Here is a 22,611-nt window from a genome sequence, read left to right on the forward strand (position 1 = left end):
TATTTGGCTAAGACATGTTAAAATATTGAAAGTTCGCGCGAAAGGGTCGACGATGAGGTACGTGGGTTTAGAAATGTGTTTTGGTGATGCTTTCGTATACAACGCATGTTTTTTGCTTGAATTTTATCAACTTCACTGGAGTAAAGACCATGAGTGTTGAGTGCAAACTGTTAATTTCGCTGTTAAAACTAACCAAAGAAAACCCTGCTCTAATCGAAGATATCAAAACAACCGCCCGATTACCCATAGAAGTTTGTTTAGAGTTGCTCAAAAAACTGCAAAACGAAAACCTCATTTATCTCAAAACTGACAGTGTCGCTTTAGACAGCGCTAACCGCTTGAAAATCGCCGTTAAAGCCGCTACTTTAGGTGCAGATATCCAGACAATCAGCAACTTGCTCGGTTGGCAAGAATTTGAAGAAATGGCTGCTATAGCACTAAAAAGTAACGGCTACACTGTCCACAAAAACTTGCGCTTTAAACACTCAGATCGCCGATACGAAGTCGATGTAGTCGGCTGCAGAAAACCCTTAGTTATTTGTGTTGATTGCAAACGTTGGCAACACGCAATCGCAGCATCAGCTCTAAGGAAAATCGTTGAAGAGCAAACAGAGCGAACCAACGCCCTAGCTGACTCGCTTCCTAACCCTAAATTTAAGTTGGATTGTACACAATGGGGAAATGCAAGATTTTTACCTGCTGTACTCTCGTTGATGCCTGGCGCGTACAATTTTTACTACGAAGTCCCCGTCGTTTCGGTGCTTCAACTTCAGGATTTCATCAGCCAGTTGCCGTTTTATTTGGATTCAGTTAAGTGTTTTTCTAAGAGATTTAACAAGTTAGGTTAATATTTTGATTACGTTTTTTGAGACCTTAAAGTGGGTAAAAACATGGAGATGAAGCCAGAAATAGTTACAGCAAAAGATAGCGCGTTACAGGTTAGTCGCCAATTTACCTTCTAAACTTGCGTTGCCCACGCCTTTTTCCCAAACTTCCCTTCAATGTTGAAGCACCGCGATTTTTGGGCTTTTTGGTTCTAGTGTTCTGAGGGTTCATTCGCAAAATACCCTCTGGGTCTTTGGCTAATGCTCTGACGAAAGCGACTCTCTGCTGCTCTCCCCCGTTTAGTTGCCCGGAGAAATGGGTTGCACGGAGCTCAAGGCCCACTGTTTTGAGGAGTTAATTGACTTTTGTTTTTATGTCGTGGGGGTTTTTTCTTAGCCACTCCACGGGAAAAGCCACATTTTCTGCCACAGTCAAAGTTGAGACTATATTGTAGGCTTGAAAAACAAATTTCACATGGGCACCTCTGAATTCTGATAGGAAATCCTCGTCTTTACCGTTAAGTTCTTGCCCTGCGACGATGCTTGCCCTTTTGTCGGTCGGTCAATACCGCCAATTATGTTTAGCAGGGTTATTTTTCCCGACCCTGAAGGCCCACAAATCACGGCGAAGGTGGCTTTTTTGATTTGCAGCGTGACGTCTGATAGGACGGTGATTTTTCTTTCACCCACAGGTAGGTTTTAGTTAACCCCTGAGTGGACACCATCACCTCTTCTTGCTGCGTCATCACGATTCCTCACTACTGATTAACGAAAGTTAATTCTTAAGCATAATAGCTTTGAGGTACAATTCTTTACTGCGGGTAACATGTGTCGATGTTTAAGTTTCCCCTGTCCCGCTTTAAGATACGCACCTTCTCGGGCAGTTTATCTTTTTCCCAGTCTGTCCAGTTGATTTCTTTGAAGATCCACCGTTTTCCCAAATGCGCAGCCACAACTGCATGCTTCAACTCGTGACCTGTGGGTATAAACTCGTCGAGGAATCGGAACAGTTTGTCAATTTGCTGCTTGGGGAAGTATGCGTAGTAAGTGGCGTTTTTGACTTCGAATGCGTAGAGGTGTTGTCCTTTGCGGGCCATGATGTCTGGGAGAGGGTTGAGACTGGGATTACTTACGGGGACGCGGACGGCATGGTAGCCTTTTTTGTGTAGCAGCTTGACCAGTACGGTTTCGCTGTAGAAGCCCCTTTTACGCCAACGCCTAAGTCTGATGCGGTCCTCGGGGGTTGCCAACTTTTTCCCTCGCTGTTTGGTTATGGTGTTTTGGGTTAAAAAAAATGTTCTCTTAGGGAACAAAAAAGTGTGTTTGGGAGATGCTTTTGTATACTACATGTTTTCGTTGGTGGCGCTAGAAGTTACTGGTGAACATGCCACACAGCGATATTACCAATACAACCAAATCAACTGAAATAGAATTTCACAACATTGATATTTCAAAAATATGAGCTACATAGCCACCACTAACCGCTACAAAACTGTTGCTGAAGCCATCAACTCCCACCCAACAAAACCCCCAAAAACATGCAAACACACACCCTCTCGCAACAAAAAGGCTGTATACAGAAGCATCACCAAAACACAGTCAGCACCCACAAAACCCCAACTCAGCCACCACGTTCAAACGGCAAAAAGCAAACTTGCCATTTTCGTGAAGGCCCAGGCGCATTAGAATCCTGAATTTTTTACAAATGGGCAAAGTTTGCTACATGACTCCAAAAGTGCCTTTGAGGCACCCAAATGCTCGAAGTTTACCCGAAAAACTGGGAAGTTGCTATCTATGGAGATTTTCGTCAGTACTTTTAAGAGGCCCCGACATTCACCATGCCAAACACCCAAGGGAGCAACAAATCGGCTTAAATTAAGGGTATTTTGCCAATAGCGGCATTTTATTCAGTTTTTGTTTTTGTGTTTAGTGAAAAAACGTAGGCCATTTTTTCTCCGAACATATTTCGTGACCCAACAAACGTTAATTTAAAGCTTCAAAGCAAAATAAGGCTAATTTAGGCCCATTTTAGTCAATGGAGGGCTTCGAATTCCCGTAATTTTTTCAAAGTTGCGGGTCGCGAAAAAATTTTGGCGAAAGTCACTTTTCCTGAAATAAGCCAAGTCTTCGCTGTGTTTAACATTTATGCGACTATGTTCAACTTGGAAACTGGAACCAGCACGCTTAGCAGCATTTTATCATCAACTGGAGAAGTAGGCTAATTTTTTCTCTTAATACAATAGACAGGTCTATTCTTTTTTTGACAGGAGAAGTCTATTTTGGTTTGTCAATTTCCCTTTTTTGCTGGTGAGGTCGTTACTCAAAAATAAACAGCGGTCCCGTCCTCGTGGAACTCACCAAGTGCCTTTTGATTGATCTTGACTGAGGCCCAACTTAGGTGCACTTGAGGAATAGCTGCTGTTTTAACACTACTAATACTATCGTTAAAAAAGCTGTTATTGCAGGTTCACACGTTCACACCGCAACTCACACAACAGGGCGATTGTTTTCTGTGCAGAAAAACTCACAGCTCACACCCAAACAAGCCTAAAAAAGACGTAAACCCAAAACGCAACCACATCATTTCGACCGACATGGTGTGACGAAAAATCAGTACTAAAACAAAGAGAGACAACGCCGGAGATGTTCCTGTGGGTATGCGTTTTTTTTTGCTGTGTATAGGTGTCAGGACTTGTTAGATCATTTTAATCACTTCCTTATCTTTTGATGTGCTGTTTGCCGTATTGGCGAGGGTTCAGTCCGCAAAAATTCGTCTTTTGTATACAAAAGCATCACCAAAACACAGTTTTTTGCTCAACCAGAAACGTTTTTCAACCAAAAAGATCTGACTAAACAGGTAGGGATTGTGTATGGCTGACTTTAAGGTGGTAAACAAGACACTCAACTTTAGGACTAAAGGCGAAATCAGCTTTGTTGACCTCTCGGATAATGTGTTGGAAGTTGTCTCGAAATCTGGAATCAGAAACGGCATCGTCCACGTCTATGCACCTCACGCAACAGGGGTTTTGATTTTGACTGAGAACGATGAGGGTTTGCTGGCGGACATCAAAGGGTATCTTGAAGAGTTGGTGCCTAAGCATCGGAGCTACCATCACCCTTCCAACGCGCATTCGCATTTGCGATCTATGCTTCTACCGCCTGACAAAACCTTGCCTGTCGTTGAGGGTTGTGTTGAGTTTGGGACGTGGCAGTCGCTGTTTTTTGTGGAAACTGACGTTTATCCCCGTGAGCGTTCAGTGATCATTCAGGTTATGGGTGAACTGTAGGTAGTTTTCGTTATTCGTACCTAGAAAATAGAAAGGCTACATAAAAAGTTACAATTTAAGTGCGAAAAACTGATGTATATGCACGTGTTTTTAACTGTTTATAGTAAAAAATGTCCATTCGATAAAATTTCGCCTACAACAAACGGAACATAAGCAAACAAAGAGTAAATCAACAGCCAAAAGACCCCTGAAAAATCGAAATATGCGGCTCGTTTAGGCGACTTATGCCATTATTTTTGTGCCAATCTATTGATTTTTAGAACCAATTTACGCTTAATCAAGTAAAGAATAGCCAAAAACAATTATGCACCCGCTAAACTGCGGATGATTATTTAAGCTTCGCAGCTTTTCGAAGTTTAGCCGCGCTCGGTCTTCAGTCGCCGGTTAGCGGTCTTTGGTCGCAAACGAGCTTTCTTTTTGGCTCCACTGAGCAAAGAGGGCTTCGCAGCTAAAACATCAACCTCTGCTTCTCCGACAGGCAATGTTTCTTCGGCATCCAAAAAATCTGCGTCAAGAGCTTGTTCTGCACCGCTTTTAACCATGGCGTTAATTGCTCGTTCAACGTCTCCAGGGTTTGCGTCGATACCTAAGATAGCGTCCATAAGCACGACCGTTTCAAAACCAAGTTCACAGGCATCCAGAACCGTGTTTACAACACAATAATCAGTGGCCAAACCGCAGACAAAGAGGCGGTTGACGTCAAGTTTCTGCAGTTCATTGTCGAGGTTTGTGCCATCAAACGCAGAGTACGCTTCACGCTGTGGGTCTGTGGCTTTGGAGATTACTAGAACTTTTTTGGGAAGTTTCAGTGCTGGGCTAAACTCGGCTCCTTTGGTTCCCTGCACACAGTGAGGAGGCCAAAGTCCACCCTGCGCTTTAAAGGAGATGTGATTAGGCGGGTGCCAATCTCGAGAAGCAAAGATATTTGCTCCTGCCTTTTCGAAGCGTTTGATGTAGGTGTTGATTACGGGGATTATTGTGTCACCTCGGTCGATGGGGAGGGCGCCTCCGGGTAGAAAGTCGATTTGGATATCAGTTACTAGAAGGGCATCTTGTTCTGTAAGACTATATTTTTTATTCAACAGTTCCACCTTAGATCTGTTAAAAGCATTGGCTAATAGATTTAGAGCGACGCTTTGGAATAAACTTTTTCTTAAACAGACTTCTTCGAAAATTTGAAACCAATTTATGATTAGGTCGCATGGAAAAATATACATAAAAATACATTTTTGTAATGATTACTAAACACATTTTTAGCTATTTAATTTAAAAAGTGTACATTCGAAATTTTTTCGCACCAGCGAACTCGAAATAAACAGAAACTTTGACGCATATACACCCGCCAACCTAATTGCACCGAAGGAAAATAAAACATCAAAACAACAAAAACAAGACTCCGAGCAGACAAAGATGCGTTTAACAAACAAAAAACAACTAAACATCCACAACCAAACCCTTACTTGCACCTCTGCACCCTCAAGCGACAGCAGTGAAGGAAGAACTAAAGCAGCATAATGGCCATTTTAAATGGTTTCTCGGAGATTTTTTCGTGCAATGTTACCGTCAAACCGTTGTCTTTGTCTAAAAAGTTATTTGGCGTTCTATGGTGCTGAGGAATTCTGCTCTACAAATTTTATGTATATATAAGGTTCGTCTGTTTTCGAAAAAATTTGCTGTTTTTTTGATTTTTTGCGGTTTTGTGTTTTATTAGAAAAAGTGTGTTTTGGTGATGCTTTTGTATACGGAGTCAAAAAGATAGCCTTATCTTATAAAGAAACCAATACTAACAAGGCGCTCAGTATGCAACCAAAAAACAAAAACAGCTACATTTCAAGCCGCGAAATGCGAACCTTGGAAGTAAACGCAGAATACTTCGGCATAAGCCTGCTTCAGTTGATGGAGTTAGCAGGACATAACGTAGCCCATGAAGTGGTTTCGCGCTTTCCTAAAAACAAAAAAGTTGCAATCTTTTGCGGTTTGGGCGGTAATGGCGGAGACGGGTTTGTTGCTGCTAGGCACCTGTTGGCTGAAGGTTTTGATGTTACTGTCATTTTGGTGGGAAAGGGTCGCGACATCAGCCACGAAGCAGCCTTGAAGAACTTTGAAATTCTTCAATCTCTGCAGAGGGAAGTACCGATCCTTGAAATTACTGACAGCTTAGCCATACCTGATGTTAAAGCTGATGTAATTGTAGACGCATTACTGGGTACAGGAACAAAAGGGAAACTTAAAAATCCGGTTGCCCAAGTCGTCAACTGCATCAATGGATTAAGCGGCTTCAAGGTTGCCGTAGATGTCCCCACAGGTATCGATTCTGACACCGGCGACGTTTTAGGCTGCGCTGCCAAAGCTGATTTAACCGTGACTTTCCATAGAGCCAAAAAAGGAATGGAAAACGCCAAAAAATACACGGGCGAAATCGTCGTCGGCAGCATCGGATTACCCTTTGAGTTAGAGCGGTTTGCGGGTCCGGGCGATGTTCTTTTAGCTTCAAAACCGCGAAGTCCAGAGGGGCATAAAGGCGACTTTGGGCGGTTGCTGGTTATTGGTGGGAGCGAAGTCTATTCTGGCGCACCCGTCTTGGTTTCGTTGGCGGCTATGCGGACAGGTGTGGACTTGGTTTATCTTGCTACGCCCCAAAACAACGCCTACGAGATTTCGTCGATGTCACCCGATTTGATAACAGTAAAGTTGGAAGGCAACAACCTCAATTCAGGCAACCTCAAAACCCTCAAACCATACATAGAAATGGTTGACGCCGTTGCCATGGGACCTGGCATGGGGTTAAACCTTGAAACCCAAGAGTTCGCCAAAGCATGCATAAGCGAGATTGAAAAGGCTGGAAAACCGCTATTGCTTGATGCTGATGGGCTGAAAGCATTCGCAAAGTTCAAACGCCCATTGAAGGTGCCACTCGTTTTGACACCACATGGAGGCGAATTCGCCATACTCACAGGTGAATCGCTTCCTGAAAATCTAGAAGAGCGGATAGCTATGGTTCAGAAAAACGCCAAGAAACTCGAAGCGACCATACTTGTAAAAGGCAAAGTAGACATCATCTGCGACATTGAACGCATTAAACTCAATTTCACTGGTAACTCTGGCATGACTGTAGGTGGCACAGGAGACGTCTTGGCAGGTATCGTGGCTGGTTTGATGGCGCAGCGTGTTGAGCCGTTTGAGGCTGCTGTAGCGGGTGCTTTTGTTAACGGTGCAGCTGGCGACTTTGTTGCAGGCGAGATCGGTTACCACATGGTTGCAACCGACCTCATCGATTGGATTCCAAAGGTGTTTGAAGACCCAATGAGCCATGTGCAGGTGCGCAAAACTGGAAACTGACCCCAAAGATCAGCAACAGCCACTTCTTTCGGTCAGGATTTCTATTTATCATGCTGCCCAAGATGACCCCAAAAAGAACACCGCCCTTCGACTCAAACGCCGAGGATACGCAAGAATCGTCTCTAAGGCCAGGTTTCTTCCCAAGCGAGCCATCGTTTTAAATCCCTTTGGTGAAATTGCTTTTTCTCCAGCTGACCGCGAGCGAGTAGAGCAGTTTGGCATTGCCGCGTTGGATTGCAGTTGGGAGCACGCCCAAAAAATTATGGGCGACCACGTTCGGGGCACCAGCCGATGTTTACCTATATTGATTGCAGGTAACCCTGTTAACTTTGGGAAACTCACCAAGCTGTCAACCGCTGAAGCTATTGCGGCTGCGCTTTACATTGCAGGGTTCACGGTGGAAGCAGAGAAAGTTTTGTCGATTTTTCCTTGGGGGCATACCTTCTTTGAGCTTAATCAGATGCTGCTGGATAATTATGTGACTGCAAAGGATAGCGCGGACATTGTTGAGATGCAGAAGCGTCTTTTGAAGGGCAAAAAAGACCAATAGATTATGTCTGCGTTTCCTGAATCCTTATAGCTTCGAAAAATCTTTGAAAAACGTCTAGGAGAACCACAGGTGGAGTACATCACTGACTTTTCATTGTTCCTTTCCTCAGTGTTGTTAATTTCGCTTTCAGGGGTACTTATGCCTGGACCACTGTTTGCGGCTACAATAAAGAAAGCAGCCACCAGCAAGATTTCAGGAGCGCTAATCGCAGTCGGACATGGACTGGTAGAGTTTCCGTTGATGTTTCTGATTTTCTTTGTGTTAAGCCAATTTGAGATTCCCACTTTGGCGCAGGTTGCCGTTGGTTTAGTTGGAGGTGCATTGATGATTTTTATGGGTGTACAGGCTTTTCGGGGCAGGCATAAACGGGAAGATGCCTTGGTGAGTCCTAAACGGGATTCTGTTTTCGCAGGCGTCTACACTACAGCGGCGAATGCAGGCTTCATTTTGTGGTGGCTAACAATCGGTACAGCTTTGATTTTAAACGCCAAGCTGTTTGGCTTGTTGGGTTTCTCCATTTTTGCGGGTGTGCATTGGTTCTGCGACTTCGCATGGTACACGGCTGCGGCTTTTCTGATTTTTAAGTCTCAGCGCTTCTGGAATGATCGCGTTCGAATGGGGATTACGCTGTTCTGTGTAGCGGTCTTCATCGGATTCGGCGCTTTCTTTATGGGGTCAGCGGTGTGGTCGCTGTTAGCATAGTTAAATAGACTGCATGCAGTAGTGGTGTTTATGGAATTTAAAGTTGGAAACGCAACCCTACAATTGATCAAAGGCGACATAACCGAAGTTGAAGCGGACGCAGTGGTTAACGCTGCAAACTCGACCCTTCTAGGCGGCGCTGGTGTAGATGGAGCCATACACAGCAAAGGTGGCCCCAAGATTCTCGAGGAATGCAAACGGATCCGTGAACTGGAGTGGCCAGACGGATTACCTACAGGCAACGCTGTGATAACTTCAGGTGGGAACCTTAAAGCCAAATTCGTGATTCATACTGTGGGGCCGATTTGGCGGGGTGGAGTCCATGACGAGGCCAAGCTGCTTAGGCGGGCGTATTGGAATTCTCTCAAGCTTGCCGCTGCTAAAGGGCTAAAATCTGTTGCGTTTCCCTCGATTAGTACAGGGACTTATGGGTATCCAAAGGAAGAAGCCAGCAGAGTTGCGGTTGCTGCCGTTAGGGATTACTTGAAGTCCGAAGATAGACTTGAGCGGGTTGTGTTGGTTTTGTTTTTGCAGCATGACTTTGACATCTATGCTCAAGCAGCAAAAGAGAACATCAAAACTATGTGACTTCTTGGATTTCGCTTATTGAAGCTACAGGTATGTTGAGTTGCTCTTGCATGGTTTCTAAAATAGCCTCTTGACTTGGACCTTCAATTATGAACGCAGCGCGGTTCTCGTTGGTGCAACAATAGCATGATTTCGCTTCGATTCCTTTGATTTTGCCTCTGGCAAGCATTTTGGCAGCGCCCTCTGCGCAGCTTTTTGCGTCTTTTGAAGGACTTAGAATCGCAGAGTTAACCAAGTATCTGGGCAAAAAATCTACTTCCAAAATATGATAACCTTAAACTTGTTTAATGCTTCTTGTTGGAGGCAGATGGCAATCACAGTTTGCGGTTTAAACTACCGTAAGAGTCAAAGTTGATCTTACGCTGTTTATCCTTCTAATCTGCTTAAGTATGTATTCACGAATGTACTCCAATGAGTCCCCGTTAACTTTAGCTACAAGGTCATATGCGCCACGTGAGAGATAAACCTCTTCTACACCGCTGATTTTGCGCAGATCATCGAGTGCGATACGGCTAAGCTCTGAGTCTGCGGTTATAAAAATAAAGGCGCTTCTTTTAGTCTTCAAAGCCTCGGTTGAGGCTTGAGTGCCTATGGTTTCTTGTTGGTCAGCAAAAACGGTTTCCAAACTGTCAACTCCTATCTGACAACTACTTTGCCCAGTTTAGGTATTAAGTGTGCGTTGCTGTCTTGCTACAACAACAAAGTGATATAAAATCGCCAAGTGTAACCTATTATGCAGCTCATAAACAGCTGCGGGCTTGGCGAAAACCCGCTTTTAGCCACTGCGGAAAGCGCAAGAAAAGCAGTTGGGCCATTCGCAATTATTTTTTTCGCCAGCAGGGAGGAAGTGGAGGAATGGGCGCTTGACTTGTGCTTTCTAAGCCAAGCCCAAACCTCAACGTTAAACGTCAGACGGCGTTTTGTACTCTACTAAAGAGTAGATTTCATGCTTATCGCCGAGCAGTTTCCTGCCGCCTAAATATCCAAGCTCGATGAGAAAACCTATTCCTACTACTTTGCCGCCTAACTTCTCGACCAGTTCCACGTTGGCTTTGACGGTTCCGCCAGTAGCCAACAAGTCGTCGATGATGAGTACGTTCTGACCTTTGCGGATTGCGTCTTCGTGTATTTGGATGGTGTCAGTGCTGTATTCAGTTTGGTAGGTGTAGTCTAGGCATTTGTAGGGTAGTTTGCCTTTTTTGCGAATGGGTACAAACCCAACACCTAACTCGTATGCGAGTGGCGCGCCGATGATGAAGCCGCGGGCTTCGTTGGAGACTATGACGTCGATTTTTTTGTCACGGTAGTGGTCAGCTAGTTGTTTTATGGTTTCTTTGAAGCAGGCGGGGTCTTTTAGCAGGGTGGTTATGTCCCAGAAGACTACGCCTTTGAATTCGGGGATTCTTCGGATTTTGTTTTTTAGGTTGATTTTTTGGTCTGTCTTTTTCATTCAACTCTATCTCCTGTTATGCGAAGGCGCCGCTTAATGCGTGTCCACATTGACAGCTGCATTCGCGTGGCGTTTTTGCTACGGTTTCTGCTATTATGCGTTTGACGTTTTCTATGTTTTTTCGCATGGTTGTGACGATGTCGTCTACGCATACGGCGTGTTCTTTCCAGCAGTCATAGTCTGTGACCGTGGAGATGTTGGTGTAGCATATTTCCGCTTCCCTTGCCAAGACAACTTCGGGAACCATGGTCATGCCGATGATGTCTGCACCCCATTGCTGGTACATTTTGGATTCTGCTTTGGTGGAGAAGCGGGGTCCTTCGATGCAGACGTATGTGCCGGTTGGGTGCATCTTGATTTTTAGGTTTTCAGCAACCTCGATTACCGTTTTATGCAGTTGGGGGCACATGGGTTCCGCGACTGATATGTGGCATACTTTGCCTTCCGCGGCAGTGTAGAAGGATTGTTCTCTGCGGGTGGTTCGGTCGATGAATTGGTCAGCAAAGACAATGTCACCGGGCTGATAATCCTCCCTCAATGAACCCACGGTTGAGGCTGCAAGTATACGTTTGACGCCTAAACGTTTGAACGCCCATATGTTGGCTCTTACGTTTAGGTCTGTGGGGCGTATAGTGTGCAGTTTTCCATGGCGGGGCAGAAACGCCACGGTTTTGCCGCCTAGTTCGCCGATTGTTATAGCGTCTGAGGGTTTCCCGTAAGGTGTGTCTACCGTGATTTCTTGGATGTTTTTGAGAAGTTTGGGGTCGTAGAGACCTGTTCCGCCGATTACTCCAAATTCAGCTTGCATAAAAAGCTAATTTCGGCGCTGGACTTATAAAAATACCGCAAGCCTTAGCTTGATAGATGTGAATTTTCAATAGGCTCTTTCTTTAAAGGCGAAAACGAAAGCAACCAACAGTTCAGTGAACAACAAACAACATTGAAAATCACGTGACCTCTCACGCGGTACCTCCCCTCCCTTATATAAAGCCGAAATTTTAGGCTTTACCGATAGTTACCTGCACACTCTGTGTTTGGCCATTCCGTACTACTGTGAAGGTAACTGTTTGTCCGGGAAGCGTATGGCGTTCAAGGTAAGATAGCAAATCGTCCGTGTTTGCGATGCGCGTGTTGCCTATGGCCACTATGATGTCGCCACCGACAACAACGTTTTTGTTGAGAACTGCTTTGACTGTGTTTCCGCCCTGTAGTCCATTTTGTGCTGATACGCTTTCCACGAGGTAGCCGTATGTAACTGGTGCACCCATAGCTTGAGCGATTGGGTAATTCATGTCAGTTCCCACGGTGTTTATGGAGGGGTGCTGGTCGTAGCTGCCTGAACTAACAAGCGAAGGCAACACACGCATCAAGGTGGATGAGGGTATGGCGAAGCCTAACCCCTCCGAGTTGCTGATACCGGCAGTCGTTATTCCAACTACTTGCCCAGCGTAGTTGATGAGGGGCCCACCCGAGTTCCCAGAGTTTATAGGCGTGCTGGTTTGGATTGTGTCAGGTATTATTTGGTTATCCGAACCCACCGTTATTGTTCTGCCTAAAGCGCTGATTATACCCGTGGTTAACGTTCCTGACAAACCGTAAGGGGTGCCAACCGCCACAACGGGGTCGCCTACGTTGAGGGTTAATGAGCTAACAAGCGGCAACGCTTTCACGCCGCTAGGCATAGAGGTAACTGAAAGAACAGCTATGTCCGCTTTAGGGTCTTGCCCTACGATTGTTGCGGGGTAGCTGTTGCCATCAGAAAAGGTCACTGTTACGTTTATTGTTCCCGTAACAACATGATTGTTAGTTACTACATAAGGACGGCTGTTAACTTCAGCTACAAAACCTGAACCTTGTTGAAGCGTGTAAATTCGTTGACCAAACATGGTGAAACCTGGTGCTAAGTTCTGAATGACAACGACTGAGGATTTCACGTTTGAATAAAGCGTTGCGAGTGAGACGTTTTCGTTTAAAAGAAAGGTTGAACCGCCGCTGCCTTGAGACATGCCAAGCTGTGACTGCAAATTAGTGAGTTTACTGTTAAAATCGTTATAGGTAACTGCGTAGCCGATTAAACCTCCTGCAACTAAACCCACCAAAAGAAGCACAACTAACACTACGCCGCTAAACCGTCTCTTTTTTTCGACGGGAGGAGGGGGAATAGAGGGAAAAATTGTAGGTTGTGTTTCTGGTTGTGACTCCATCATTCACCACTAAGAGGCAAATAGTTCGTCAGTTTGGAACAGCGGCTTCTTGCATGCAGGGCAATTGTCGTCAGTCATTTTGATTGGTGCACCACAGTGAGGACATTTGCTGTTCTTCTTTGCTAGATGCAGACCTTCCTTCTCTTTAACTATTTTGCCATCTTTGAGTAAAAGCATGCGCTCGGTATGCATTGCAGCATTAGTATCATGAGTTACCATTATGATAGTTGTTCCTTGATTCAGGTTTAGGTTGGCTAGGAGTTTTATGATTTCTTGCTTGTTTTTTGTGTCAAGGTTGCCTGTGGGTTCATCAGCAAGGATTATAGCGGGGTCGTTTGCTAACGCCCTTGCGATTGCGACGCGTTGCTGCTCGCCTTGGCTGAGTCTTTGCGGTCTATGGTTCTCCCTGCCAGATAACCCAACCAAATTGAGGAGTTCACTTGCCCGTTTCCTGCGTTCTTCTCTGCTTTTGATTTTGCCTTCCATAGGTAATTCTACGTTTTCTCTGGCGTTTAGGTATGGAAGTAGGTTGAAGGATTGGAAGATGAAGCCCATCTTGTCGCGACGTACCTTGTAGAGTTTGTCTTCAGGGGTTTTTGTAACATTTATGTCGTCTAATATTACGGTTCCTTCAGTGGGTTTGTCGATGCATCCGATCATGTTCAGCAGAGTAGTTTTGCCTGACCCTGATGGGCCCATGATGGCTATGAATTCGCCTTTGTTCACGGTCAAGTTCAGGTTGGTGAGGGCGTTGACTGGGCGTTTGCCTAGCATGTAGGTTTTGTTTAGGTTTTCTATTTGCAGTACAGGTTTACTCATATTTCATCGCCTCCGCAGGTCTAATTTTTGCTGCTCTCCACGCAGGGTAAAGCGTGCCCACAACCCCGAGTAACACGGCTGCACCCAAAGCTTCTAGCATAAGGGTTGTACTCAAAGTCACAGTAGTAGCACTACCCGTTGCTATATTCATGAAACCCATCTGAGTTCCAACGGTTGGTAGTAACAGGGACGACAAAGTCGGCGCTGCGAAAGCGGCTATAGCGATACCTACAACCCCTGCGATTGTACTAAGAAGCAAACCTTCGACGAGGAATTGCCCCATAACCACTTTGTTGCTGAAACCGATTGCTTTGAGTGTCCCAATTTCTTTAGTCCGTTCCCTAACAGTGTACAGCATCACGAACAACACAATGAGGCTGGTTGCAGCCACGACTACGATTATTTCTTGAATTGCCGTTGCCTCGGTTGCCGCCAGAGAGGATTGGGCGCTCGCTAAAGCTTCTTCGTACATTGCTTGCTGCCGCTGTAGTTGGTCAAGGCGATCCTGCTGGGTGGTTACGGACAATTCGGGGTGTAGGGAAGATATGCTGCTTGCAACCGAATCTACAACTTCGCTGTTTGTAGTGAAAACTTTCAGGCTCGTTATGTAGCCGGTGTTGTTTGTGATTCGTTGAGCGTCAGAGAGGTTCATGTAAAGTGACTGAATGTTCTCAGTTGAAGAAGGAGAGTAAATACCAACTACCGTAAAGGTTTCGTTCACAATCGTGACTTCGTCGCCGACTCCGACATTGAAGAATTTCGAGTTGTTCAGACTTAGCAGGACAACTCCACTTTCACCTGCTTGGAGGTTTCTTCCAGAAGTAATGTTTGTTGGTAATATCGAGTAATTATCAACCAATTCAGAGACTAAAGGAATCCCTTGAATCGTGTAGTCAACTATTAAAGTAGTGAAGGTTCGACCCATGAAAGTAGTTGTTCGGTTGCTGCTGCCCTGAGAAGCCGTGAGTATCTCCTCTACAGCGGCTACACCGTTAATGTTTGCAATATCAGAATATAGACTTTGATTCATGGGAGAAGCTGTACCTGCAGCGGCACCGAACTGACCCCCACCAGCACCTCCGAATCCACCAAAATTCTGAGGTCCAGTAGCACCAGAACTTGACCCGCCACTACTCGAGCCACCGGTTCTATCGTTTGTGTTGGGCGACGGCGTGGCGGCTTGACTAAAACCAAAGCCCGCAAAATTAGCGGACATAGAAACATCTATTTGACTTAATGTTTGATTGATGGACTGGCTTGTTTGTGTGATTGTGTTTCCTAGATTGTTAGCCATTGCACTGGTTGACTCCTGATTAGCCATTAAACCTGCAGGAATCGAAACCATAATCGATAATGAAATGCTTAAGGCAACAATTACTAGCAGAGCTCGTGTTTTTCGTCTTGAGAGGTTACGTAATGCGCGACTAATTATTCCCATATACATCACTTGGTTTTATTGTAAATTCGAGACAACCAAGAAGGAAAATGAAGGGGTATTTTGGGCAGTTTGGGCTTATGACCAAATTGTAATTCACGTCCCTTCTTGGTTGTCTGCGCCCATTTTAGCGGGATTTATTATTAAACGATTTACCCAAATCTATCCCCAATCAATAACCACCACAAAATCCCCGCAAATTCGATTCAGAATTTTTTTATATTAATTTGACTGGATGGGATTTCAATTTGGGCACAACTTTATAACCTCAAGTTAACAAACAGTTCCCTTAATTCATCGCACGGAGCGGTAGGAAACTGTCAGCGAATGCACGTTCACTAAAATACCTCCTGGGCTGGCTCATCGCGGGTACCAGAGGCGGGCCGACTCGTGCAAAAATAATCGAAACACTAAAAGTGTCACCTCAAAACGCAAATCAACTAGCAACCCTGCTTCAGATGGATTACAAGACGATGCGTCACCACCTTGAGGTTCTAGAGAAGAACAAAATGTTAACTTCTGTTGGCGACCGATACGGTGCAACCTATTTTCTTTCGCAGATGCTAGAGGACAACTATGCTTTGTTTGAGGAGATTGTGAATAAAATCGGGAAAAAGTAATAAAAGGAGAACACAAAGAGGGTTCAGGTAATGAATAGAAAAAGAATGATTGCGATACTGCTTGCGGTTTTGATAGGGTTATCCGCACTTCTAGCATTTGTTATGACGTCCTATCAATTTCTAGAACAAGGCTTCGGTTTCCCGTTTTCACGAAGAGCCACCATGGTTAACCCAGGTGACATAGAGTTGTATTACACCGCAAGAACCATCCTCTCAACCGTAAACATTGTCCTAACAGTGGTTCTAATCTTCAACTACGTGGGGATTTACCTCAAAACTAAATCAGAATTCACCATCGGATTAACACTGTTCGCCACCTTCTTCCTCATAAAAGACATCGCATGGAGCCCCTTCATCATAGGTTTAGCTGGCTTTGGCATGTTTGGACTGGGGCCCTTCGCGTTCCTGCCTGACCTGTTTGAGATGGCGGCGTTGCTGGTACTCTTCTACCTAAGTGTCAAATACTAACACCTACCTTTTTTGGTTAACCTCTAATAAGCAGCGAAACATACTGTTTTTAGAGGAACAGTCTTTTGTCGGTTCAAAATCGAAAAGCTAACAAGCTAATCAACCAAAAAAGCCCCTATCTGCTTCAACATGCCTACAACCCCGTTGACTGGTACCCATGGGGAGAAGAGGCATTCGAGAAGGCGAAAGCAGAGGATAAACCTGTTTTTGTTTCAATCGGGTATTCAACCTGCCACTGGTGCCACGTGATGGAGAAAGAATCCTTTGAGGACGAGCAGGTAGCGGAGTTGATGAACAAAGCGTTTGTATGCATAAAGGTTGACCGCGAAGAACGACCCGACATAGACGCCGTTTACATGGCGGCTTGTCAAGCTATGGGCAGAAACTGCGGTTGGCCCCTAAACGTGGTCACCACCCCCGACAAGAAACCGTTTTTTGTCGCCAGCTACATCCCAAAAGACAACAACTACGGCACAGTAGGCATGCTAAGCTTGGTTCCTCAGATTCAGCAGATTTGGAAAAACCGTCGAGTTGAACTCGAAGCTATGGGACAAGAAATCACAGAACAAATCAGCATGCAGCCCGTATCGAAACATGAAGGCGAGTTGGGAATATCTGTACTTGATGAAGCATTTGATCAGTTGTTTTTGGCTTTTGACCATGAAAAAGGCGGGTTCGGGTCAGCACCCAAATTCCCCTCACCCCATAACCTGCTGTTTCTAATGCGCTACTACGTTAGGACTAAGCAGAATTCGGCGTGGAGCATGGTTGACAAGACCTTGCGTGCGATGCGTTTAGGCGGCATTTTCGATCAAGTCGGTTTAGGTTTCCATCGGTACTCAACAGACGCTCACTGGCTGGTGCCCCATTTTGAAAAAATGCTCTATGACCAAGCCTTACTTGCGCTTACCTACGTCGAAGCCTTACAGCTATCAGGTGCGCCCAGGTTTAAAGTCACAGCAAAAGAAACACTCGACTATGTCCTGCGTGAACTCACCTCTCCAGAGGGCGGCTTCTACTCCGCCGAAGACGCGGATAGCGAGGGAGAAGAAGGCAAATTCTACCTCTGGACTCAAGACGAACTAAAGCAGACACTTCCAGCTGACCTCGCAGATTTCGCCATTCAAATCTTCGGCGTTAAAGCCTTGGGCAACTACAGTGAACCATTCAAAGGCGGGAACGGCAAAAACATCCTACACCTCGCTGTGCCACTGGATCAAATGGCGTCACAAACTGGTTTAACCGTTGACCAAGTGATTGGGAAATTGGGAAAAATTGTTAACCTGCTTTTTGCTGAACGCTCAAAACGGGTGCGACCTGCCAGAGATGACAAAGTGCTTTTGGACTGGAACGGTTTAACCATCGCAGCGTTGGCGAGGGCAGGCGAGGTTTTTGGGGAACAAAAATACCTTTTAGCTGCAGAGAAAGCAGTGGATTTTCTCTTAAGCACCATGCAAACTGCAGATGGGCGGCTCTACCACAGGTACGCAAAAGGCGAAAGCGCCGTCTTGGGCTTCCTAGATGACTATGCAATGATGATTTGGGGGTTAATCGAGCTCTACGAGGCAGACTTTAACGAGAAGTACCTGCAGAAGGCTATCGGTTTGACTAAAACAATGATCGAAGATTTCTGGGACGACACCAACGGTGGCTTCTACTTCACGCCCAAAACAGCCACGGAGGTTCCACGAATGAAGCAGACCTACGATGGCGCGGTACCCTCGGGGAATTCTGTTGCGCTCCTTGATTTGCTGCGGCTGGCCCGTTTAAGCGGCGAAGTATCCTTTGAGCAGTACGCTAACAAGATGCTTAGCGCTTTTGGAGAGGACCTCAAGGGGTATCCGATGGGACATACCTTTATGCTCTCGGGGTTGGATTTCGTTTTGGGGCCCTCACAGAATGTTGTTTTAGCTGGCGAAATTACAGAAAAAGATACGCAGGCTATGCTTAAAGCCCTAAGAGAAAGGTATCTGCCTAACTTGACGGTTCGGTTATGGACTCCGCAGGTGGCTAAATCAGCAACTATTGGCTCAAGCTACGATTTGATTGAGGGAAAAGCTACAGCCTACGTCTGCGTAAACCAAACCTGTATGACACCCACCAACGACAAAAAAATCATGCTTGAGTATTTAGAGTCAGATAAACAAAAATAATTCAAAAAAAGAAGAGAAGGCCCAAGATTGGGCTCTTTAGTTTGTGAACCTATTTTGGGGTGGCGCTGGAATACCGTAATTAGCTGGGTCAGGCGCCGAGTAGTCTATAGTCCAAACGTTTGACCATGACGCGTCAGTCGAACTAAAATCTCCTGAATTCCAACTATTTGGCGTCGATAGCACGCCGTCTCTAGATTGCTCAATCCAGTATTCTTGTCCAGTCGTAGGATCCTTGAAGGCCAAGTATTTTACGTTTAAGTGCCATGTGATTGTTTGCGGTGTTGTTGTGCCACTGTGATCAGCGTAATACTGGACTCTTATCTGGTATCTTCCATAGAGGTTAGTTGAGCCAGGCAAGGTAGTGCCTTCTAAAGCATAGTAGTGTTCTGGGCCATATCCATAGGTGTTGTCTATGTCAAGGTACGGGTTAGAAAGCGAATCACCCTTTTTCCCGTAGTATATGTGTCGTCCTTCTGCACCAGGCTCTAAAACATGCAAGTCAACATCACTTTGATCTTGATCCCAAGATAGAGTCACTGTGAAGGAAGCTGGACTTGCAGTGCATCTTATTGTATCGCGAAGGAATCCTGCCCAGTTAGTAAAAGTGTTTTCATCAGTTGCTAAGATCACGATGTCGTTGTCTCCTACTAGCAATGGAACTTCTATTGAGAATGCGCCATCGACGACTGCTGCGGTAAATTTTTGGTTGGAAACAAAGACTAGAGTCGAATTTACTGCGCGGGTACCACCTGTTATTGTTCCAGATATGGTTGTTTTAGCCGCTGATGTATCACGTATGCCATCGTTGTTGGTGTCCGTCGGGGTTGTTCCTGTGGGTGTTGTGGTTTCATCTGTTAGGGTGATTGTTGGAAAAGTACTGCTGCCTTGGAATTTACTCTGTGCTGCATCATATAATCCACTGTAATCGCTTGGTGTTGAGGCAAGTTTTGAGCCAGCATGATAGAAGATGTTGAATTGAAGGCGGTCTGCACGTGTGGCTCCTGAAACGTAGATTTCTTTGAAACCATTATTGTAGTCAAAAGGTATCATTCGCATTGCGTCTGTGGGTGATGAGCCCGGGAAGTTAGGGTCGTAGATAAGGAAACTTCCGTCTTTATAACCGTAGGTCATTACTGCGTGAGCGTAATTTAACCATGTACCATCAGTGGTTCGAGCTTTGAGTCCAATTAGCTGCGGTTCACCTGTAACGATCATACCTGATAGCCAACTTAATCCGACTTCCCGCGCATTAGATATCGCCCAGTTGTATTCCTCTGTGGTCAGCGAGTTCCAAATGCCGCTGGTTGCTAAATGAGCTCTTGCGGCTAGTTGAATCGCTGTAGAGTCGTCACGCCATTGTGCTGGGTCGCCTTCCAGATATTTACTGTATAGTCCTGTGTCTGACTTGTGGTAAGTATAGTACCATTTTGAGTAGCTAACCATTCCTAGACACATTCCGCCAGGTGTCTGAACTGAACCATAATTAGGGATGAACCAACCGTTTGCAGATGGACGAAAACCTGTATCAACTGAATAGCTGGTTTCTCCACTGAGTTGCGAAAGCAATATGTCTACTTCAACAGCGAGAAAGTCGGAGAATGAAGCGGTAAGGAAGGTGATGGTGTGTTTACTTGTATCTTCACTTAAAAATCCAGTTGAGTCTAGTCTACCCGTCTGGGAATCGTACCAATAGAACCGAACTGGAGAGGTGTCGTCGTTTGCCACTGTAGAATCGTAAGGTAAGGTAACTTCGATTGGCTTGTCAAACATGTCGTATTTATTGAAGATTGTTGAGCCTGATGCATCGATAGTTATAAGTTTACTTGCAGGTGAAGCGCCTTGGGGTAAACCGTTAACGTTTGAGACATCAGCGTAACTAATAGAAAACTGTATGTTTTCTGATGTAGCTGCTGGAGGTACCACAATTTTGAGTCCATTTAAGGGACTTGACGTGTCAGTTACTTGGATTGTTCCACCATTAGAACCAATAGTTTGGGATGTAACAGGCACTTTTGAGCCTGAAGCAACAGAAACGCCGCTTGTGGGGTTGAATGTTCCGGGGGGGCCTGAGGAGGGATTTATTGGGGGCTGCGTTGAGGGCGGAGAATTTAAGTTGAATGTTCCTGAAAATATTAGAGCTGTTGGAACAAGGATTATGACGATCAATACGATTGCAAAGAGTGAAAAGATTTTTTTTCTTGATCTTTGAGATGGGGGCGGTGGTGGGGGTGGAAAATTCATGCTTAAGTTTATTCTTTGAGTATTACTTATCAAATTTTCAATAGCTCCTTTAGAAGCAAATTACTATGGAGAACGATTTTTATGTATTATGAATGGTGAATATACGCAAATTAGTTAATGTATTGAAACATGTGAATTAAGAATACAGCGATTAAAGATTTTATTTTGCAAATGAATATTCGAAAACCGAATAATAAACGCTAAACATACACAGTACCACAATTTTTGCATGCTTAACTAAAATCTAAATTACTTCTCGTTGCATACAATAATGTTAAAATTCATCTAAAAGTATAGGTTAAGAAACTTCAAAAGGGGACTAATCGTATGAGTACCAAAAAGGAAAAAGAAACCACCCAGAAATATGTCAGTGGATACTCACCAAAGGACATTGAAACACGTGTGGTCAAAAGTTTCCTAGACATCCTGTTACTAATCGAAATGAAGAAACAAAGCAACCTAAGCGGCTACGACCTCACTGCCTTTGTCAACAACAAATTCGGCGGCATATTAAGCCCAGGCACTGTCTATGCAACCATCTATACATTGGAACGGAAGGGGCTAATAAAAGGCGAATCCGATGGACGGAAAACAGTCTATCAATTAACACCTCAAGGAACTGAAGTAATAACTGAAATGATGAAAGAATTCAACCAACAGATGACTATTTTCGTTAAAAAATTCTTAATGCTCTAAAAAAAGGCTGCCTCGGTGTTCTCCGAGGATTTTTCGGCTTAATCAATTGGTTTTCTGAGATTTTCCGATTGTTTTTGCGATATCCAAAATGATGGTTAAGCGCGTTCCCTGTTTACCTACGCCTAAAATGGCGTCATCCAGTGTTGAGGTTACTTGAGTTTTTCTCAATATCCTGCTCGTGTATCGTTGAAACTTCAGTTACTGAATCTACCAATACGCCTATGGCGTGCTTTCCAAGGTCGATGATGATTATTTTATCTGAGTTGGTTTTTTCTGGTAGACCTAAACGCGTTCGAAGATCCATAACTGTAATGATTTGACCTCTTAGGTTGGTTACGCCCTTAACAAACGCTGGAGTACCAGGAACATGAGTAACAGTTTGCATATCTCTGACCTCACGGACTTGCTCCACTGGAACACCGTAGTTAACGTCATCTATTGTGAAGTTGACTATTTGCATGTCTCCTGATTGCATAACTGTTTGCAACAAACTTCACCTACTCAACTTTGTATTTTGATTTGAGTTCATTAAGCAAGTTAATTCGGTATTCCACGAGTTTTTGTAGGTTAACGTTTGTTTTTTCTGCCGCCTGAATTGCATCTTCGGCTTGATTTTTAACCGCTTCAGAGACTTCGGAGACCTTTGAGATCTGCACTTCGATTTCCTTGGCGGATTTTTCAACATTCTCAGCATCAGTACTTACCGCCACCGCGAGTTTTTCTACTTCTTCGGCGCTACTAACCACATTTTTGGATATGGTTTCTAGATGTTCAGCGGTTTCTGAAACTTCTTTGGCTATACCCGCCATTTGTTGTGCTGCTGCGGTTTGCTCTTCTACAGCTGAGGATGCCTCTTCAGATGCAGATGAACTTTCCTCAGCGATACTTGCAACTTCCTCAATGGTCTTTGTAACTGATGTTATGGCTTCCAAGCCGCGTTCGACACCGTTGGTTAGGTTGCTGACTTTATTTGTCATTTCACCCATGATTTTGGCGATGCCTTCAGATTCCTTAATTGCTCCCAAAACAATGGTTGCACCCTGCTCTGCCCCGACTTGTGATTGCTTTGATATATCGCTGGTTTGGTTGCCTGCTTCTTTGATGTTTTTGACCAAGTTGATTGCTGAGCCTGCAGCTTGCTTGGACTGCCCCGCTAAGCCTTTAACGGCGTCGGCTACGACGGCGAATCCCCGGCCAGCTTCACCAGCACGAGCAGCCTCAATAGCCGCGTTTAA

Annotated in this window: 23 protein-coding genes and 2 pseudogenes; 12 read left to right on the plus strand and 13 right to left on the minus strand. The window is 44.9% G+C overall.

Annotated elements, in window-relative coordinates; genetic code table 11:
• Positions 1-149: 149 nt before the first annotated feature.
• A complete protein-coding gene (locus NWE96_12385; GenBank protein ID MCW3984766.1) occupies positions 150-848 on the plus strand; it encodes a restriction endonuclease in 699 nt (232 codons plus the stop codon).
• A 447-nt stretch (positions 849-1,295) separates the two neighbouring features.
• Here the strand turns inward: NWE96_12385 and NWE96_12390 are convergent, their stop codons facing one another.
• Complete coding sequence (locus NWE96_12390) at positions 1,296-1,514, minus strand: ATP-binding cassette domain-containing protein (GenBank protein MCW3984767.1); 219 nt, start codon at positions 1,512-1,514, stop codon at positions 1,296-1,298.
• Positions 1,515-1,636: 122 nt separating this feature from the next.
• Complete coding sequence (locus NWE96_12395) at positions 1,637-2,074, minus strand: hypothetical protein (GenBank protein MCW3984768.1); 438 nt, start codon at positions 2,072-2,074, stop codon at positions 1,637-1,639.
• Positions 2,075-3,694: 1,620 nt separating this feature from the next.
• Between NWE96_12395 and NWE96_12400 the strand changes: the two genes are divergently transcribed.
• Positions 3,695-4,111, plus strand: coding sequence for a secondary thiamine-phosphate synthase enzyme YjbQ (locus NWE96_12400; protein MCW3984769.1), 417 nt, complete (start codon positions 3,695-3,697; stop codon positions 4,109-4,111).
• A 521-nt stretch (positions 4,112-4,632) separates the two neighbouring features.
• On the opposite strand, the pseudogene NWE96_12405 reads toward NWE96_12400, so the two are convergent.
• A pseudogene (locus NWE96_12405) lies at positions 4,633-5,193 on the minus strand (nicotinamidase).
• Between the two features lie 718 nt (positions 5,194-5,911).
• On the opposite strand from NWE96_12405, the gene NWE96_12410 reads away from it, so the two are divergent.
• From NWE96_12410 to NWE96_12425, 4 genes are all read left to right on the plus strand, one after another.
• Complete coding sequence (locus NWE96_12410; protein ID MCW3984770.1) at positions 5,912-7,450, plus strand: NAD(P)H-hydrate dehydratase; 1,539 nt, start codon at positions 5,912-5,914, stop codon at positions 7,448-7,450.
• Positions 7,422-8,000, plus strand: coding sequence for a DUF367 family protein (locus NWE96_12415; protein ID MCW3984771.1), 579 nt, complete (start codon positions 7,422-7,424; stop codon positions 7,998-8,000). Before NWE96_12410 ends, NWE96_12415 begins: the two co-directional genes overlap by 29 nt.
• A gap of 69 nt (positions 8,001-8,069) precedes the next feature.
• Positions 8,070-8,702, plus strand: a complete 633-nt coding sequence (locus NWE96_12420; protein MCW3984772.1) for a LysE family translocator — start codon at positions 8,070-8,072, stop codon at positions 8,700-8,702.
• 30 nt (positions 8,703-8,732) lie between these two features.
• A complete protein-coding gene (locus tag NWE96_12425) occupies positions 8,733-9,290 on the plus strand; it encodes an O-acetyl-ADP-ribose deacetylase (GenBank protein MCW3984773.1) in 558 nt (185 codons plus the stop codon).
• Here the strand turns inward: NWE96_12425 and NWE96_12430 are convergent.
• Together NWE96_12430 and NWE96_12435 are read right to left on the minus strand one after the other, a co-directional pair.
• Positions 9,283-9,552 carry a hypothetical protein gene (locus NWE96_12430; GenBank protein ID MCW3984774.1) on the minus strand — a complete coding sequence of 90 codons (270 nt, stop codon included), beginning with the start codon at positions 9,550-9,552 and terminating at the stop codon, positions 9,283-9,285. The two genes, NWE96_12425 and NWE96_12430, sit on opposite strands and share 8 nt — an antisense overlap.
• A gap of 66 nt (positions 9,553-9,618) precedes the next feature.
• Positions 9,619-9,915, minus strand: a complete 297-nt coding sequence (locus tag NWE96_12435; GenBank protein MCW3984775.1) for an Lrp/AsnC ligand binding domain-containing protein — start codon at positions 9,913-9,915, stop codon at positions 9,619-9,621.
• A gap of 108 nt (positions 9,916-10,023) precedes the next feature.
• On the opposite strand from NWE96_12435, the gene NWE96_12440 reads away from it, so the two are divergent.
• Positions 10,024-10,224: a hypothetical protein gene (locus NWE96_12440; GenBank protein MCW3984776.1), complete on the plus strand. Its 201-nt coding sequence runs from the start codon at positions 10,024-10,026 to the stop codon at positions 10,222-10,224.
• On the opposite strand, the gene NWE96_12445 is transcribed toward NWE96_12440, so the two are convergent.
• The 5 genes and pseudogenes from NWE96_12445 to NWE96_12465 all read right to left on the minus strand — a co-directional run bounded on the left by NWE96_12445 (position 10,192) and on the right by NWE96_12465 (position 15,201).
• Entirely contained in the window at positions 10,192-10,719 is a 528-nt protein-coding gene (locus NWE96_12445) for an adenine phosphoribosyltransferase (protein ID MCW3984777.1), read from the minus strand. The genes NWE96_12440 and NWE96_12445 overlap by 33 nt on opposite strands.
• A gap of 37 nt (positions 10,720-10,756) precedes the next feature.
• On the minus strand, positions 10,757-11,548 hold the full coding sequence (mtnP, locus tag NWE96_12450) for an S-methyl-5'-thioadenosine phosphorylase (GenBank protein ID MCW3984778.1): 792 nt from the start codon (positions 11,546-11,548) through the stop codon (positions 10,757-10,759).
• Between the two features lie 190 nt (positions 11,549-11,738).
• Positions 11,739-12,947, minus strand: a complete 1,209-nt coding sequence (locus NWE96_12455) for a trypsin-like peptidase domain-containing protein (GenBank protein ID MCW3984779.1) — start codon at positions 12,945-12,947, stop codon at positions 11,739-11,741.
• 144 nt (positions 12,948-13,091) lie between these two features.
• Positions 13,092-13,763, minus strand: a pseudogene (locus NWE96_12460) (ABC transporter ATP-binding protein).
• The gene (locus NWE96_12465) at positions 13,756-15,201 is read right to left on the minus strand and encodes an FtsX-like permease family protein (protein ID MCW3984780.1); all 1,446 of its coding nucleotides are present in this window, start codon (positions 15,199-15,201) and stop codon (positions 13,756-13,758) included. The pseudogene NWE96_12460 and the gene NWE96_12465 overlap by 8 nt, the downstream one beginning before the upstream one ends.
• Positions 15,202-15,515: 314 nt before the next feature.
• On the opposite strand from NWE96_12465, the gene NWE96_12470 reads away from it, so the two are divergent.
• The 3 genes from NWE96_12470 (at position 15,516) to NWE96_12480 (ending at position 18,439) form a co-directional block, all read left to right on the plus strand.
• The gene (locus NWE96_12470) at positions 15,516-15,818 is read left to right on the plus strand and encodes a winged helix-turn-helix domain-containing protein (protein MCW3984781.1); all 303 of its coding nucleotides are present in this window, start codon (positions 15,516-15,518) and stop codon (positions 15,816-15,818) included.
• Positions 15,819-15,848: 30 nt separating this feature from the next.
• Positions 15,849-16,286 carry a hypothetical protein gene (locus tag NWE96_12475; GenBank protein MCW3984782.1) on the plus strand — a complete coding sequence of 146 codons (438 nt, stop codon included), beginning with the start codon at positions 15,849-15,851 and terminating at the stop codon, positions 16,284-16,286.
• Positions 16,287-16,351: 65 nt separating this feature from the next.
• Positions 16,352-18,439 carry a thioredoxin domain-containing protein gene (locus NWE96_12480; GenBank protein ID MCW3984783.1) on the plus strand — a complete coding sequence of 696 codons (2,088 nt, stop codon included), beginning with the start codon at positions 16,352-16,354 and terminating at the stop codon, positions 18,437-18,439.
• A gap of 36 nt (positions 18,440-18,475) precedes the next feature.
• Here NWE96_12480 and NWE96_12485 read toward each other — a convergent pair whose 3' ends face one another.
• Complete coding sequence (locus NWE96_12485) at positions 18,476-20,362, minus strand: hypothetical protein (protein ID MCW3984784.1); 1,887 nt, start codon at positions 20,360-20,362, stop codon at positions 18,476-18,478.
• A gap of 4 nt (positions 20,363-20,366) precedes the next feature.
• Here NWE96_12485 and NWE96_12490 point away from each other — a divergent pair, with 4 nt between their 5' ends.
• Together NWE96_12490 and NWE96_12495 are read left to right on the plus strand one after the other, a co-directional pair.
• On the plus strand, positions 20,367-20,648 hold the full coding sequence (locus NWE96_12490; GenBank protein ID MCW3984785.1) for a hypothetical protein: 282 nt from the start codon (positions 20,367-20,369) through the stop codon (positions 20,646-20,648).
• A 359-nt stretch (positions 20,649-21,007) separates the two neighbouring features.
• Positions 21,008-21,376: a PadR family transcriptional regulator gene (locus tag NWE96_12495; GenBank protein ID MCW3984786.1), complete on the plus strand. Its 369-nt coding sequence runs from the start codon at positions 21,008-21,010 to the stop codon at positions 21,374-21,376.
• 133 nt (positions 21,377-21,509) lie between these two features.
• Here NWE96_12495 and NWE96_12500 read toward each other — a convergent pair whose 3' ends face one another.
• Positions 21,510-21,863, minus strand: coding sequence for a chemotaxis protein CheW (locus NWE96_12500; GenBank protein MCW3984787.1), 354 nt, complete (start codon positions 21,861-21,863; stop codon positions 21,510-21,512).
• Positions 21,864-21,873: 10 nt separating this feature from the next.
• On the minus strand, positions 21,874-22,599 hold the full coding sequence (locus NWE96_12505; protein MCW3984788.1) for a methyl-accepting chemotaxis protein: 726 nt from the start codon (positions 22,597-22,599) through the stop codon (positions 21,874-21,876).
• Positions 22,600-22,611 lie beyond the last annotated feature (12 nt).

It is taken from the genome of Candidatus Bathyarchaeota archaeon, assembly GCA_026014685.1.
Taxonomy (GTDB): Archaea; Thermoproteota; Bathyarchaeia; order Bathyarchaeales; family Bathycorpusculaceae; genus Bathycorpusculum.

Coding starts and splice junctions, on each gene's coding strand:
- NWE96_12400 (MCW3984769.1), top strand. CDS start 3,695: ATGGCTGACTTTAAGGTGGTAAACAAGACACTCAACTTTAGGACTAAA.
- NWE96_12410 (MCW3984770.1), top strand. CDS start 5,912: ATGCAACCAAAAAACAAAAACAGCTACATTTCAAGCCGCGAAATGCGA.
- NWE96_12455 (MCW3984779.1), bottom strand. CDS start 12,947: ATGATGGAGTCACAACCAGAAACACAACCTACAATTTTTCCCTCTATT.
- NWE96_12475 (MCW3984782.1), top strand. CDS start 15,849: ATGAATAGAAAAAGAATGATTGCGATACTGCTTGCGGTTTTGATAGGG.
- NWE96_12495 (MCW3984786.1), top strand. CDS start 21,008: ATGAGTACCAAAAAGGAAAAAGAAACCACCCAGAAATATGTCAGTGGA.
- NWE96_12440 (MCW3984776.1), top strand. CDS start 10,024: ATGCAGCTCATAAACAGCTGCGGGCTTGGCGAAAACCCGCTTTTAGCC.
- mtnP (MCW3984778.1), bottom strand. CDS start 11,548: ATGCAAGCTGAATTTGGAGTAATCGGCGGAACAGGTCTCTACGACCCC.
- NWE96_12415 (MCW3984771.1), top strand. CDS start 7,422: ATGTGCAGGTGCGCAAAACTGGAAACTGACCCCAAAGATCAGCAACAG.
- NWE96_12425 (MCW3984773.1), top strand. CDS start 8,733: ATGGAATTTAAAGTTGGAAACGCAACCCTACAATTGATCAAAGGCGAC.
- NWE96_12385 (MCW3984766.1), top strand. CDS start 150: ATGAGTGTTGAGTGCAAACTGTTAATTTCGCTGTTAAAACTAACCAAA.
- NWE96_12465 (MCW3984780.1), bottom strand. CDS start 15,201: ATGGGAATAATTAGTCGCGCATTACGTAACCTCTCAAGACGAAAAACA.